Annotated in this window: 16 protein-coding genes; 12 read left to right on the top strand and 4 right to left on the bottom strand. The window is 70.7% G+C overall.

The features are described from left to right. Positions 1 to 128 precede the first annotated feature (128 nt). The 4 genes from WCS02_RS02525 to WCS02_RS02540 all read left to right on the top strand — a co-directional run bounded on the left by WCS02_RS02525 (position 129) and on the right by WCS02_RS02540 (position 3,121). Positions 129 to 764 (top strand): LysE family translocator, encoded by a 636-nt coding sequence (locus WCS02_RS02525; RefSeq protein ID WP_340289283.1) that lies wholly within the window; start codon positions 129 to 131, stop codon positions 762 to 764. A gap of 370 nt (positions 765 to 1,134) precedes the next feature. Further along, entirely contained in the window at positions 1,135 to 1,776 is a 642-nt protein-coding gene (locus tag WCS02_RS02530) for a recombinase family protein (protein ID WP_340289286.1), read from the top strand. A 113-nt stretch (positions 1,777 to 1,889) separates the two neighbouring features. Continuing rightward, on the top strand, positions 1,890 to 2,276 hold the full coding sequence (locus tag WCS02_RS02535) for a hypothetical protein (RefSeq protein ID WP_340289289.1): 387 nt from the start codon (positions 1,890 to 1,892) through the stop codon (positions 2,274 to 2,276). Positions 2,277 to 2,719: 443 nt separating this feature from the next. Further along, positions 2,720 to 3,121 carry an STAS domain-containing protein gene (locus WCS02_RS02540; protein ID WP_340289292.1) on the top strand — a complete coding sequence of 134 codons (402 nt, stop codon included), beginning with the start codon at positions 2,720 to 2,722 and terminating at the stop codon, positions 3,119 to 3,121. Positions 3,122 to 3,326: 205 nt separating this feature from the next. Here the strand turns inward: WCS02_RS02540 and WCS02_RS02545 are convergent, their stop codons facing one another. Then, positions 3,327 to 4,628, bottom strand: coding sequence for a GGDEF domain-containing protein (locus WCS02_RS02545; protein ID WP_340289295.1), 1,302 nt, complete (start codon positions 4,626 to 4,628; stop codon positions 3,327 to 3,329). A gap of 454 nt (positions 4,629 to 5,082) precedes the next feature. Between WCS02_RS02545 and WCS02_RS02550 the strand changes: the two genes are divergently transcribed. From WCS02_RS02550 to WCS02_RS02570, 5 genes are all read left to right on the top strand, one after another. Continuing rightward, the gene (locus WCS02_RS02550) at positions 5,083 to 6,189 is read left to right on the top strand and encodes an EAL and HDOD domain-containing protein (RefSeq protein ID WP_340289298.1); all 1,107 of its coding nucleotides are present in this window, start codon (positions 5,083 to 5,085) and stop codon (positions 6,187 to 6,189) included. A 229-nt stretch (positions 6,190 to 6,418) separates the two neighbouring features. Further along, on the top strand, positions 6,419 to 6,592 hold the full coding sequence (locus WCS02_RS02555; protein WP_340289300.1) for a DUF1059 domain-containing protein: 174 nt from the start codon (positions 6,419 to 6,421) through the stop codon (positions 6,590 to 6,592). 155 nt (positions 6,593 to 6,747) lie between these two features. Continuing rightward, on the top strand, positions 6,748 to 7,719 hold the full coding sequence (locus tag WCS02_RS02560; RefSeq protein ID WP_340289302.1) for an EAL domain-containing protein: 972 nt from the start codon (positions 6,748 to 6,750) through the stop codon (positions 7,717 to 7,719). A gap of 198 nt (positions 7,720 to 7,917) precedes the next feature. Continuing rightward, entirely contained in the window at positions 7,918 to 8,187 is a 270-nt protein-coding gene (locus tag WCS02_RS02565) for a hypothetical protein (RefSeq protein ID WP_340289304.1), read from the top strand. A 192-nt stretch (positions 8,188 to 8,379) separates the two neighbouring features. Beyond that, positions 8,380 to 10,011 (top strand): methyl-accepting chemotaxis protein, encoded by a 1,632-nt coding sequence (locus tag WCS02_RS02570; RefSeq protein WP_340289306.1) that lies wholly within the window; start codon positions 8,380 to 8,382, stop codon positions 10,009 to 10,011. 272 nt (positions 10,012 to 10,283) lie between these two features. Here WCS02_RS02570 and WCS02_RS02575 read toward each other — a convergent pair whose 3' ends face one another. Beyond that, entirely contained in the window at positions 10,284 to 10,934 is a 651-nt protein-coding gene (locus tag WCS02_RS02575; RefSeq protein ID WP_340289308.1) for a TetR/AcrR family transcriptional regulator, read from the bottom strand. Between WCS02_RS02575 and WCS02_RS02580 the strand changes: the two genes are divergently transcribed. The 3 genes from WCS02_RS02580 to WCS02_RS02590 all read left to right on the top strand — a co-directional run bounded on the left by WCS02_RS02580 (position 10,933) and on the right by WCS02_RS02590 (position 12,121). Then, the gene (locus WCS02_RS02580) at positions 10,933 to 11,616 is read left to right on the top strand and encodes a DUF998 domain-containing protein (protein ID WP_340289311.1); all 684 of its coding nucleotides are present in this window, start codon (positions 10,933 to 10,935) and stop codon (positions 11,614 to 11,616) included. The two genes, WCS02_RS02575 and WCS02_RS02580, sit on opposite strands and share 2 nt — an antisense overlap. Next, complete coding sequence (locus WCS02_RS02585; RefSeq protein WP_340289314.1) at positions 11,609 to 11,797, top strand: DUF5708 family protein; 189 nt, start codon at positions 11,609 to 11,611, stop codon at positions 11,795 to 11,797. Before WCS02_RS02580 ends, WCS02_RS02585 begins: the two co-directional genes overlap by 8 nt. Positions 11,798 to 11,917: 120 nt before the next feature. Then, complete coding sequence (locus WCS02_RS02590) at positions 11,918 to 12,121, top strand: glyoxalase superfamily protein (RefSeq protein WP_340289332.1); 204 nt, start codon at positions 11,918 to 11,920, stop codon at positions 12,119 to 12,121. A gap of 142 nt (positions 12,122 to 12,263) precedes the next feature. Here the strand turns inward: WCS02_RS02590 and WCS02_RS02595 are convergent, their stop codons facing one another. Together WCS02_RS02595 and WCS02_RS02600 are read right to left on the bottom strand one after the other, a co-directional pair. Further along, positions 12,264 to 12,788, bottom strand: coding sequence for a nuclear transport factor 2 family protein (locus WCS02_RS02595; protein WP_340289316.1), 525 nt, complete (start codon positions 12,786 to 12,788; stop codon positions 12,264 to 12,266). 103 nt (positions 12,789 to 12,891) lie between these two features. Beyond that, positions 12,892 to 13,221 (bottom strand): hypothetical protein, encoded by a 330-nt coding sequence (locus WCS02_RS02600; RefSeq protein ID WP_340289319.1) that lies wholly within the window; start codon positions 13,219 to 13,221, stop codon positions 12,892 to 12,894. Between the last annotated feature and the right edge of the window lie 63 nt (positions 13,222 to 13,284).

Raw genomic sequence — 13,284 nt, forward strand, 5'->3', positions numbered from 1 at the left:
CCTGGGCTTGCGACCTGCAGGGATAGGTGGCGCAGTCTCACTGCGTCGCCATGTGGCCAACAGCCGGCGCGGCCGCCTTTCCGCGATCTTGTCCGTGAGGGTGGTGGCCCCCCGACTAACGTCGGCGTGTGTCGCTGTCCAGTCTGTCGGCCTTCGTCGTCGTCGCTCTCGTCGTCGTGGCCGTTCCCGGGCCCAGCGTGCTGTTCGTGGTTGGCCGGGCCCTGACACTGGGCCGACGTGGCGCCCTGACCACCGCGCTGGGCAACGCCATAGGAACGCTCGTCCAGGTCATCGCGGTCGCAGTCGGAATTGGCGCCCTGGTCGAGCGTTCCGTCCTGGCGTTCACCGTGCTGAAGTTCGCCGGTGCCGCTTACCTGGTGTTCCTGGGCGTGCAGGCCTTCCGGCACCGTCGCGCCTTCGCCGTCGAGACCACCGTCGCAGCCGGACCCACCCGGGTCGGGCGAGTGCTGCGCGAGGGGTTCCTGGTCGGTCTCACCAACCCTAAGACGACGGTCTTCTTCGCGGCGGCCCTGCCGCCGTTCGTCGATCCCGCCGTTGGCTCGGTGCCGCTGCAGATGCTGCTTCTGGGGGTCGTCTTCTTGGGCATCGCCTTAGTGACGGACAGCATCTGGGCGACCGGCGCGGGCGCGGCCCGCGGTTGGCTGGCCCGGTCGCCGCGGCGGATCGAAGGTATCGGCGCCGTGAGCGGCCTGGTGATGATCGGCCTCGGTGTCCGGGTGGCGCTCACGGGCCGACCGAGCTGACGGTCGCACGCGTCACCTGGAGCCGCGCCGATAGCGCACTCGCGTCGATGAGGGCGTCACCCGGGTGCCCATCACTGATGCGGCCGTTCGCCCACGACGACAATCAACGGGGGGAACGGCCAGCGGCACGCGATCACGGGGGAGTCGCACCCGATGCCGGGCGCTCAAGTCCGTGGCCCGGTGGCCCGGTGGCCCTGCCGGTGTCGCATCCCGGTAGCGGGGAACGCAAGCGGGGCGTCTTGAAGGGCGGTCCGTAGACGATCGTCTGTGAGACACCCCGGGCGAGTCCTCCCACAGACCTCCGATCGAGTCTCGTGACCCGTGTCCGTAGACTATGCAACGGCAGGGACGTTCGCGTTACGGTCTGAGGGTGTCGTTGGTCGGGTACGCGAGGGTGTCGACGCGGGACCAGCATCCCGACGCGCAGACCGACGCCCTGGCCGCGGCCGGCTGCGAGAAGGTCTTCGTCGACCACGCCTCGGGGACCCTGGCCGCGCGGACCGCGCTGGGCGAGGCGCTGGGGTACCTGCGGGCCGGGGACACGCTGGTCATCACCAAGCTGGACCGGCTGGGCCGGTCGGTGCGCAACCTCAAGCAGCTGTCCGATGAGCTGCAGGCCCGGCAGGTCGGGCTGCGGGCGCTGTCGCAGGGCATCGACACCACGACGCCGGGTGGTCGGCTGTTCTTCCACATGCTCGCCGCGATCGCGGAGTTCGAGCACGACCTGATCGTGGAGCGGACCGTCGACGGTCTGGCCGCGGCCCGGGCCCGGGGCCGCAAGGGCGGGCCGAAGTTCAAGATGACGCCCAACAAGATCGCCCAGGCCCGGGCGATGTACGACGGCGGGAAGCACACCGTGCAGGAGATCGCCGACACCTTCGGGGTGTCCCGGCCCACGATCTACCGCCACCTAGGATCGGCCCCACGGCCGTCCGCCGGTCCTGTGATGGGGTTCTCGGGACCGGCGGGCGCGCCGTCGACCGCACCCCCCGCCGCGCCTCGGGGGGCCTAGGGGGGCCATCCCGGGGACGTCCCTGGTGTGCACGGCGTCTGACCCTGGTCTGAGCGCCGGGTGCTGAGGCGGGCCAGGCAGGGTTGGGTTGGGTCAGCGGAGGGTGGGCACCGATGCCAGAGGACGCCCCCGACGGGCTACGCCAGCAGGCGCGGGCTGCGGCGATCGTGGCGCCGGGTCTGGCGGCCCTGGCCTGGCTGGAGGACACGCTCGCGGGCAGGTTCGAGGCCGCGTGGGGCGGGCTGGACCCGGAGTTCCGGCTGGCGCTCGTGCAGCAGTGGCTGTCCTCGGACCCTGGTGTGCTCGGGCTGGTCGAGGAGGACCGTGACGCCCTGGCCGGTCAGCTCGCCTCGGCCAGGCCCAGCCACTGGTTGTGGCGCGCCCACGGGCAGAAGGTGCTGCGCCGCGACGTCGAGCGTCTGTGGTCAGAGGTCTGCGCGGGGTCCGGTACGGGGTCGGGGCCAGACCGCGCCCCATCGCCCCGGACCTGCAGGCCGTGATCGTCTTCGACCCCAGCACCCTGCCCGCCGGCGGGACAGCGGTGCACCACCCACCGGCCGGTACAGGCAGGCAGACATACCCGATCGTGGTGCGGCTGGTGGGTGGTCGCCACGTCGTCCGCGGGGTCGGCACGGGCCTGCTGCGGCCGGGCTGGCCCCCCGCCCACGAACAGGTGCTCCACCGGGAGGACGAAAAGGCCTGACGGCGGATGCTCGGTGCCGCCCCGGTGTGCCTCCTGCCTCGGTGTGCCTCCCGCCGGTAACGAGGGCTCCGCTGTCCACGGCCCAACTGTGTGAACCGTGCCGAAAGGCCGTTCACCGTTGAACTAGGACCGGGTACGGTTCCGGTCCCCGGGGGAGAGGACCCGGGCGCGGCAGCCCTCAGGAGACGTCCGACCGGCCGCCGCCACCCACCCGCCCGTCCGTCAGTCGAGGAGGCTCGCATGGCCAGCGGTACGCAGACCGACCAGCTCACCACCCCCATCGACCCCGGCCCGGTCGTCCTGTCCGTGCGCGTCGACCGGCCCTCGCCGCCCGGCGGCGGGGACCACGTCCGGGTGCACGTGGCCGGCGAGCTGGACCTGGCCACCGCGGGCGTGCTGAGCCGGGCTCTCCTCGACCTGATCCAGGAAGGCTGGCGACGGCTGGACGTCGAGCTCGCGGGCGTCAGGTTCTGCGACGGCGCCGGGCTGGGTGCGCTGCAGTCCGGCGGACAGCGGCTGCGCGCCGCGGGCGGCACCCTGACCGTGCACGACCCGTGCTGGTCGCTCCGCTTCCTGCTGGACCTGTTCGAGCTGGACCAGCAGCTGCAGCCGCGTGGACCGGCGAGGCCAGACCACGCCTGAGAGGTCCGCACCTGCTCGGTGCTGGTCGCGAAAGTCGGCCCGACGACGAGTGAGTGAAACGCGGATTTCGACCTGACTTGTGAGACGACCGGCGCTCAGGCGGTGTCGAGGCCGGTGACCGTCTCACGGTGGGCGTCTTAAAACCTTGGTAGTGAGACTGCGCTCGAGCCGGCTGGGTACGTCCGGTGGGGGAGGATGTTCGTGGTCATGCCCGTCGTGGTTCGGCTGCCGGGCCCTCGTTCCTCGGCGCCGTCATGCTGCGGGGGTCGAGGGCGAAGGACACGCGGCCTCGTCCCGTGTGCTTGACGTCGTAGAGGGCTGCGTCCGCTTGTTCGAGAAGGCTGTGGAGCTGGTCGCCGTCTCTGGGGTAGCTCGCCAGCCCTACAGAGGTCGTGATGCGCAGCGGCAGTTCCAGGCCGGGAGCCTCGATCGCCAGCTCAGCGGTCGCGGCGCGTAGGCGCTCACCCGCCTCGGCCACCGCGGCCCGCCCGGCCTGGGGGAACAGGACGACGAACTCGTCGCCACCGAAGCGACCCACGAGGTCGCTGTCACGAACGGCGCTCGTGAGTGCTTTGGCCGTGGCTTTCAGCACCTCGTCGCCCAGCAGGTGGCCATGCGTGTCGTTGACCGTCTTGAAGTGGTCGATGTCGACGACGGCGACACCCATGGGCTGATTGGACGACCTGCTGAGGGCGAGCTCTCGCTCGGCGCGGTCGCGCCACCCCGACGAAGAAGCGACTCCCGTCTTGGGGTCACGTGCCAGGGCGGTGACGAGTTGGCGGTGCTGGAGGCCGCGCTGCAAGAGCATCGCGATGGGCACACCCGCCGCCACCAGGAAAGGGTCCATCGACCCTGCCACTCCGATGAGGGTTCCGAGCGCGCACTGCGCCAGGGCGCCGCGCCAGTCGAAAGCCAGCTCCCGGAACGGTCGCCAGCCGACCCCACCGTGTGCGGAGACCACCGACCCCAGAAGGAACGACTCGGCGAGGTGCATGACGGCGAAACCGGCGAGGGCAGCAACGAGGAGACCGCCCTGGTACGCGCCAAGCGGCGAGGCCGCGTAGGTCTGGATCACCACAGCGGCTCCCGTCGAGGACAGCACCACCATGGAGATGTTGAAGACCACCCGGTGCAGCGGGATCCGGACACGGTCAGACGTGCTGAAGGCGTCACGGACGGAGACCAGGAGGGAGAGCGCGACCGCAAGCGCCACAACACCCGGCAACGGCGCCGCGACGACAGCGGCGAACACCCAGACGCTGTCGGTGCTGACCGTGATCTCGACCCGGTCCGTGCGCGCGCGCGATTCCGTCCTCCCGATGCCCACGTTGATCACCTCGGTGACCGCGCAGGCCATCGCGAGGACGCTCACCAGGAGCCAGCCGGTCTCGTCCGAAGTGGTCCCCACCGCGACCACTGCCATCACGGCTGCGGCAATGATCGTGAGTACGGTCGCCCGGGCCGCGCGCGGGAGCCCCCAGAACTCCCAGGAACGGATGGTGGTCACATCCCGCCTTATCGGCTCACGGCCCCGGCGCACCACGGGAACAGGGCGCGTCTCACCCGGGCGGGCTAGGGCCTCCAGACCGACACACGAGTCGAGGGATGAGACGCGTCGCCCGAGTAGGGGAGGGGCGTCCCGCACAGCGCCCGTTCCCGGTGACGAGGTGCGGGCGGGGCTACTGAGACGGGTCGCTCCGCCTCGACCGAGTCAGGCCGGCGACCTGGGGCGCTGTTAGTGGGGGCCCGTCATCCGGGGTACCGCTGGCGTTTTCGCGTAGTCCGACGCTTAAGAGTGTTTTGCTCACTGTCGATGGGGTCGCGTGATGTCAGTTGCCACTCCTGGGGCTCCCGCGGCGCAGCTTCGTGCTGTGCGAGTTGGTCGTCAGGCCATACACCGCGCCGGAGGTGGGGGTGTTGCCGGGTACGAGCTGCTGTTCCGGCAGTCGTCGGTCGACACTTTGGTCGATGAGGCCGCGCACGAGGCCGCGACCGCTCAGGTCATCAGCGCCGTGTTCGGTGAGTTCGGGGTCGCGAACCTTGCCGGGGACCTGCCGTTGTTCGTCAACACCACGCGGGCCTTCCTTGTGGGTGATATCCCGCTTCCCGACGACCCCGAACGGCTGGTCATCGAGGTCCTGGAACATGTGTTGCTCGATGCCGAGGTCCTCGCCGGCATCGTCGCCTTGAAGCGGGCGGGCTACCGGATCGCCGCCGATGACTGGGACGGCACCAGGTCCCGTGATGGGCTGCTGCCGTTGTGCGACGTCGTGAAGATCGACCTGTCGGCCGTTGGACATGCCGCGCTGCCGGGTCTCATCGCCGATGCTCGGAGGCTTTCCCCGGGTGTCAGCGTCTGTGTCGAACGAGTCGAGACCGCCGAGGACGCCGGGCTGGCCGAGGCTGCCGGGGCCGTGCTGCTGCAGGGCTTCTACCTTGATCGGCCACAGACTCGCACGACCCGCACCCTGACCGCATCTGAGGTGACGTGCCTGCGGTTGCTGGGTGCCCTGGCCAGTGAGGCGGACACCGGTGAGCTCGTCCGGCTGGTCAGTTCTGATCCTGGTTTGGCGATGCAGGTGCTCCGCATGGCGGCCAGTCCTGCAGGCGTCGGCCGGCCGGTGGCCTCGGTGAGTCAGGCCGTGGTCCTGCTGGGCCCCCGCAAGCTCGGTTCCTGGCTGGTGCTCGTGCTCTTAGGTGGTGCCTCGCGCGCATCCCGCGAGCACGTCGTCGCTGTCTTGGCTCGAGCTGGGGCCTGCGCTCTGCTGAGCCCGAGCAGCCGTGACGCTGCGTTCACGGCCGGGCTGCTGTCGGCGGCGCTTGAGCTGCTGGGAGGTGAGCCCGCTGACGTCATGAGGGACAGCGGCGCCGACCCGGCGATAGCCGACGCCGTCCTACGCGGGGGCGGGCCCGTAGGAGCCGCCCTTCAGGCAGTGATAGCCCACGAGCGCAACGACCCCGCGGCTGCCCTGAGCACAACTCATGACCCGTACACCGTGTCCCGTGCAGTTCTGCAGGCCGTTGTTGGCGCGAGGGCCGTCGCCGAAGCCATGAGCGACGAGCGGTGAGCCGGACCGCCAACGGGGCGCTCGTGGTGCGCGAACGGCGGGCCCGCTCGGTTGTTATCGGCCGAGTGCACCGGACGCCGGTGAGCTGTGCGGCGTTCGCCTGCACCGCGGTTGGCGAACAACTCCCGTGCGAAGCCAGCATCCGGTTGGCCCACTGAAGATAAAGAAGCAGCACCTGTTGCCGATGAATCGCAGCGGCGATACGGCTCGACAGAAGAGGGAGTGAAACGTGAAGCGTTTCCGTTGTGGTGATGTGATTCCCGGATGCACGGCGCAGTTCGCCGGCACCGAAGAGGATATCCTCGCGCAGGTTGGGGCGCACGCCCGGCGCGACCATGGGGTGGCCGACGTGGGGCCGGAGCTGGTCGTCAGCGTCCGGGCGGCGCTGCAGGACGTTCACTAGGGATGTCCACTGAGCGGCGCGCGTCGGCGGCGCACGGTGCCCCCGGGCTGGGGGTGCCTGCACAGGCCGGCCGGCCGGTGCCGGTGCCGGTGCCGGCACCGGCACCGGCGGAGGCGGTTCGCGGGGTACGTGAGGACCCGGCCGCGTTGAGTCTGGTGGCGCAGCCGATCGTGGACCTCGCCACGGGTGAGGTGGCCGGGTATGAGGCGTTGGCCCGGCTGCCCGCGGCGTGGGGTGTCGCGCCGGACGTCTTCTTCGCCGAGGCCCACCGGGTGGGGTGTTCCGCGCAGGTGCAGGCGTTGGTGTGCGCGGCGGTGGTGGACCTGCTGCCGTCTCTGCCGGTGGACACGTTCCTCACCTGCAACGTGGACCCCAGCGACCTGGCCACCGAGGAGGCCATCGCCCCGCTGCTGGAGCAGCACTCGTTGTCGCGGCTGGTGGTGGAGGTCACCGAGCACGCTTGGCCTGAGGACCCGGCCCCGGTCGACGCGGCCTTGCGGCGGCTGCGTGCCAAGGGGGCGTTGGTCGCGGCCGACGACGTCGGGGCGGGCTATGCCGGGCTGAACCAGCTGATGCGGTTGCGGCCGGACCTGGTCAAGGTCGACCGCGCCTTGGTGGAGAACCTGGGCACCGACCCGGCCGCGGAGCTGCTGGTCAAGGTGCTCGGTGAGCTGTGCAGCCACCTGGATGCATGGGTAGTCGTGGAGGGCGTGGAGACCCAGACCCAGCTGGCGGCACTGGCCCGCCTCGGGGTCCCGCTCGGGCAGGGCTGGCTGCTCGGGCGACCTGCGCCGCCCTGGGCGCCCTCGGCGGCCGTCGACCTGGTCCGTCGCCGGGCGGCGATGGCGGTCGTGGAGGAGACCATCACCCCGCTGCTGGACACGAGCACCGTGCCGCACGTGCGTGACGCCGTCGGCCGGTGGTGGCTGCTGGCCGCCGAGGGCGCGCAGCCCGCGATGACCATGGCCCCGTCGACGTCGGTCGTCGAGGCTGCGGCCCGCGCGGTGGCCCGCCCGCCGGATCAGCGCTGGACCCCCGTGCTGGTGACCTCCCGTACCGGTGACGTCATCGGCCACGTCAACGTCGAGGCCCTTGTGCTGGCCCTGACCCGCACCGCCCGCCCCTGACCAGGCCGCTTCCGTCAGGGCGGCCTCCGCTGACATGCGGTCCCTGCGTCGGGCACGCGGGCTGTCGGTCGATGCTGCGGTGCCGCTCAAGGGTGTCCTGGCCCGTGACGACATCGGGTGCGGCCCACTGCCTGCTAGAGGGCATCAGCCAAACCCCGCGCCCGGGGTCGAAGTCACCCGAAGGACGAGGAAACCACGATGAGCAGCGAACACGCCGGCTCCAGCACCCGTGACGGGATCGCTCTGCTGATGGCCGCGATGCGTGACGACCCCGTGGCAGTCGCGCTGCTGCTGGAGGACTGGAGTGCGAGGCAGACCCGGGACGTCGCGGTGTTCTGCGCCTACCTCGCTGCCGGGCACCTCAAGGCGGCAGAGACCCAGCACTCCCAACCGGGACTGTACGACGCGGCCCTGCACGACGTCGCCCTGCAACTCGCCGCCACCGGCCGCACCACCCTGACCGAGTAATCCTCCCGCAGCCCCCTCAACTTTGCGGCGGCTGCGCCGATCAAGACGTGGCTGCTCCGGCTCCCGTTACGGAGCGATACACCCTCGAACGGTCACCCTCATCACCGTCACTGCCACACGTCGACCTGTCGGTCGATCGTCCTTTTCGTCCCAACCTCACCGCGCCCCCGCGCCCCCTGTTCAGGAGTCCTTATGAGCATCACCGCCGCCGACCGTCACGAGGGTCTTGCTGTCGAGCGGTCCCGCCGTCGCGGATCCCGCCTGCTGAGCTGGTCGTTGCCGGTGAAGATCGGCGCGCAGGTCGCGGTGACCGGGCTGGCGTTCGGGGTGATCCTGGTCAGCAACACGGTCATCAACGCGCAGCGGACCGAGGCCAACGCCGCCCAGCGGCAGGCCACCTCGGTGGTGGAGCACGTCCTGGGGCTGGAGGTCGCCAGCCAAGAGGTCAGCCAGGCCGTTCTGCTAAGCGTGGTCGACCCGGCTGCTTCCGCGTCGCGGTACGAAGAGGCACTGGCCCACCACACCGAGGCTGTTGAGGCGACGATGTCCGACGGTGAGGCCGCGCAGAACGAGCAGCTGGACACTCAGCTCGCGGGTCTGGCTGAGCAGGACGAGGCCTTCTTGGTCGAGGCCGACCGGTTCGTCGCCCTCGCCGGCAGCGAGCCCGCTGCCGCCGCCGCCGAGGTCGACACCATCAGCGTGTCACAGCAGGCCTACACCGACTACCTGGGTGAGCTGGAGTCCACCTTGAAGGAACGTGAGGCCGCCGCCACGCAGGCCGCCACCGCCGCCGGAGCGCTGGCCGCAACCGTGCTGTGGATCTCCTCAACCGTCGGGCTGCTGCTGGCCGGGGTGGCGGCGTTCGTGCTGTACCGCACCACCGGCCCGGCCCTGCTGAGCACCGTCCGCGCGCTGGAGACCCTCGCCGCCGGTGACCTACGGGTCAACGCCGAGCTCGGCCGCACCGACGAGGTCGGCCGGATCGGCACCGCCGTCGACGCCCTCGCGGTGAGCCTGCGCACCTCGCTGGGTCAGGTACAGGCCGGCGCCGGGCAGCTGTTCTCCTCCGCCGAGCAGCTCAACTCCGGTGCGAGCGAGGTCGCCGCCGCCGCGGACGAGTCCAGCCAGCAGGCCAACGTCGTGGCCGCGGCCGCGGAGCAGGTCACCCGCAACGTGCAGACCGTCGCCGCGGGTGTGGAGGAGATGGGCCAGTCCATCCGCGAGATCGCCCACAACGCCCAAGAGGCCGCTCACGTGGCCGGAGACGCCGTCACCGTGGCCGGTGACGCGAACACCATCGTCACCCGCCTCAGCGAGTCCAGCCAGCTCATCGGCGAGGTCGTCCGCGTCATCACCACCATCGCCGAGCAGACCAACCTGCTGGCCCTCAACGCCACCATCGAGGCCGCCCGCGCCGGAGAGGCCGGCAAGGGCTTCGCCGTGGTCGCCACCGAAGTCAAGGAACTCGCCTCCCAGACCAGCAAGGCCACCGACGACATCGGCAAGCGGGTCGCGGCGATCCAGGCCGACTCCGGTGACGTCGTCGGCGCCATCGACACCATCCAGACCACGATCGGGCGCATCCACGACATCCAGACCACCATCGCCTCCGCGGTGGAGGAACAGACCGCCGTCACCGCCGAGATGGGCCGCTCCCTGGCCGAAGCCGCCGCCGGCTCCGCCGAGATCGGCGCCGGCATCACCGCCGTCGCTGCCGCTGCCGAACAGTCCTCCGCCCAGGCCCAGACCAGCGCGGAGTACACCCGCGGCCTGACCAGCCTCAGCCAGGAACTGAACAGCACCGTGGCCCGGTTCACCCTGTGACCCTTCGGCGGGCCCGGGTCGTCGACCTCGACGAGGTCCCCGGTCAGGCGCACATCGCAGCCACGACAGCCGACACCTAACCTAGGTGCACAACGGGGCCCGGGTGCCGGGCCGCGGCCGGGACGACTCCTTTAGGTTAACCGGCAGTGCATCCCCGGCAGGCGGTCGTCATGCGGGTCAAGACCTCGATCTCTCCCGGGTGGGCGCCAGCGGGTCGCCATCGTGACCATGGTCCGACCGCCGCGGCGGGTACATGCTGAGGTTCAGTGGCCTCAGGATGTGGCGAGTTGGGCGACGTGACGCCGGACGATGCCGTCGGCGCGGGCTGCCGGCATTCGTGCGGGTTCAGCGGCACGGGCGATGGCGAGACCGTCGAGGACGGCGAGCAGGTGTGCGGCCTCGAGATCGGCCTCACGGTCGGGGAACAGCTTCTCGATCCATCTGCGCAGGAACTGCTCGGTCTCTGACCATCCGGTGGCGAAGGCGTGGGCGACAGGACCCTGCTGGGTGGCCTTCGCGGCGTACCACAGCCAGACGACCGAGGGCGCGACGTCGTCGTCTGCGGCGTTGGCCAGGAGCAGGCAGAAGGCGAGGAAGGCAGCCGTCGCACCCTGCTGGTCCATGGCCTCGCGGGTGCGCTGCTCGGCCCGGGTCTTGAACTGCGTCGTCACGTGGTCGGCGGCCGCGACTAGCAGTGCGTCCTTGGTGCGGAAGTGGTGCTGGACCGCCCCGATCGACACCCCCGCCTCAGTGGCCACCCGCCGTACGGACAGGCCGTCGAGTCCGTCGCGGACCAGCACTCGCACGACCGCGTCCATCACCAGCCGTTCACCACGCTCGCGGCGGGACGGCTTGTCCCCGGGACCCCGGCCCACTATCTTCACCGCCATACGCTCGTATGGCGAGCCTGGGAGGGTGGTCATGGATCGACGGTACGCCGGGGCCATCGCCTGGGTGCTGAGCGCCGTGGTGCTGCCCGTGCAGCTGGTGGTGGCGCTGCGGTGGCCGGAGGGCTACTCGGTGACCGCCAACGCCATCAGCGATCTCGGTGTCACCGAGTGCGGGCAGTTCGACGAGGGCGGCGGCGAGCAGCGACGTCCGGTCTGCTCCCCGTGGCACGGGCTCTTCAACACCGCCCTGGTCGTCTCCGGGCTGCTGGTCGCACTCGGTGCCGCCCTGCTGCACCGCTGGTGGCCCGGGCGGTCCGGACACGCAGGCACCACCCTCCTGGTGATCGCCGGGGGGCTCGTCGCTGTCGTCGGCCTGGCGCCGTGGGACACCCACCCCGCCCTCCACGACATGGCCGCACTCGGACAGGCCGCCGCCCAGTGGCTGGCCATGGGCCTGCTCGCCGCAGCGGCCGGCGCCGGCGCGTTCCGCCGCGTCACCATGGGTGCACTCGTGCTCTCGGTAGCCGGGTTCGCCGCGTTCGTGGCCGGGATCGAGGGTGCTGAGGTGCCCATCGTGGGGTTGGGCGGAGCCGAGCGGCTCTCCTTCGACACCCTCACCCTCTGGACGGCCGGTGCCGGTGTCTTCGTGCTCGCCCGAAGACACGGCCACGTCCCAGACCCGGCACCACGACCGATCGGAGCGCGAGATGCCTGAACAGTCCCGACCACGCCTGGCCATCGGTATTGGTGTCGGCCTCGTCGTACTCGGCGCGGTGCTGGCCCTGGCGTTCGCCGACGTGGAGACCCCTGTGATCGGGCTACGCCAAGCCGGCGTGGTCCTGATCGTCATCGGCGCCATCGACATCGTCGCGGTGCTCGCAGCCCGGAAGCGCTGAAGAAGCCCTCCCACTCACGGTCGACCCGGCCCCGCGCGATTCAGCCTGGCGCACCAGTCGACTCGACCCATTGACCTCCCTGCTTACGTCAGAACCTGACGAGACGACACGGTCCTCGACCTGTCAGAGCATCACGGCGACGGCACACCGGGTTCGGTCGTCTGGGTCCCGGTGGACGACCTCCCGGTTCTCCATGCCGAGCTCGGGCAACGTCGGCACGCTGGCCTGCGACCCGGGATCGACCGCAGGGCACCGGGTGGCCCGACCATGGACGTCACCGACCCGTTCGGCAACGTGCTGCGCCTCTGCCAAGCCAACCGCTGAGACAACGAGCGGCCGCCGTGTGACGTGTTCCGGGCGACGATCGCCCTGCGGGACGCCGGCACGAGCTACGTGGAGGTCCGCAGCACCGCCCGGCTGGTCGCCGAAAGGCGGTCCCCACCTGCCGACCTGACAGCTGCGGTTGTCAGTCGGACACTCTCGGGGTGTCCAGGTCGGGCGCCGGGACTCGAGCCCCGCCATGACCATCAAGAGGCGCCAGATCGAAGGGGCGACGGACCGTGCGCGAGGCGATCCGCCACACCCCGTCACGGCGCTGGTAGTGGTCTTCGTACACCCCTCCACCGACTACCCAGCGACCGTCAGGCAGTTGGACGGTGACCACCACGTCGCACCGCCCCACCGCCTGGTCCAGGTCATCCGTGTCCCGGTCCACGACGTGGTTGGTGGTGGCGTGCTGCATCCTCGAGAACGTGGCCCACTGCCCCCGCACCGCGGCGAGGATCGCCTCAAGGCCATGGAAGCGGTGCTCCTCGTCGTCTTCGAGGTCGTCACCGGCTGCGTCCCACAGCGCCCCGTCCGTCCACACGCCGGCGAAGCGCTCCAGGTCCTCCTGGTCTGCTCCGATGCAGTAGTCAGCTGCCAGTCGATGCAGGGCCAGCTGCGTCTCCACCTGCTCCAGTCGGGCTGCCAAGTCCTCGATCGTCACCACGCGGCCACGCTAGGCGCCTGGTCTCGCGGCGGGCGTGCGCGAGACGCCCGAGTGGCGGGAGCAGTCCCACCAGCCGATCGGATATCGGTGCTGGTCTCGTCGCTCACCCGATAGTCGCGCTCTGATCGAGCAGGTCGATGGTCGTGATGCGTTGGTTGTCGGTCCCGTAGCCGGCGACGGTTGCCGGCTCACCCTCGCCGTCGAACGTTCCGAGGACCCACCCGTCCACGACGACCAGGGGCACCACCTGGCCGCCGACCAGCCGCAGGTCGACGCGGACAGCGTCACCGGCTGACCCTACGAAGATCCCGGTGCTCACTCCTCGGGTGACGGAGGAGACAGAGAACGCCTGATCGGTGATGTCACCTTGCGAGCAGGCAGCGCCCCTCTCCCCGGCGCTCGGGGAGTCACCGAGGCGTGTGAGCGCCGGCACCTGAGAGTGGGAGCGTGGTCTGGCCCCAGGGTGGCGGTCTGATTTGGCCCCACCTGCGGGGGC

The organism is Aquipuribacter hungaricus, from assembly GCF_037860755.1.
GTDB lineage: Bacteria > Actinomycetota > Actinomycetes > Actinomycetales > JBBAYJ01 > Aquipuribacter > Aquipuribacter hungaricus.

What these genes read in the sequence shown, in the direction of transcription:
- WCS02_RS02535 (WP_340289289.1), top strand. Translation starts at nt 1,890, where the DNA reads ATGCCAGAGGACGCCCCCGACGGGCTACGCCAGCAGGCGCGGGCTGCG.
- WCS02_RS02565 (WP_340289304.1), top strand. Translation starts at nt 7,918, where the DNA reads ATGAGCAGCGAACACGCCGGCTCCAGCACCCGTGACGGGATCGCTCTG.
- WCS02_RS02540 (WP_340289292.1), top strand. Translation starts at nt 2,720, where the DNA reads ATGGCCAGCGGTACGCAGACCGACCAGCTCACCACCCCCATCGACCCC.
- WCS02_RS02585 (WP_340289314.1), top strand. Translation starts at nt 11,609, where the DNA reads ATGCCTGAACAGTCCCGACCACGCCTGGCCATCGGTATTGGTGTCGGC.
- WCS02_RS02575 (WP_340289308.1), bottom strand. Translation starts at nt 10,934, where the DNA reads ATGACCACCCTCCCAGGCTCGCCATACGAGCGTATGGCGGTGAAGATA.
- WCS02_RS02580 (WP_340289311.1), top strand. Translation starts at nt 10,933, where the DNA reads ATGGATCGACGGTACGCCGGGGCCATCGCCTGGGTGCTGAGCGCCGTG.
- WCS02_RS02570 (WP_340289306.1), top strand. Translation starts at nt 8,380, where the DNA reads ATGAGCATCACCGCCGCCGACCGTCACGAGGGTCTTGCTGTCGAGCGG.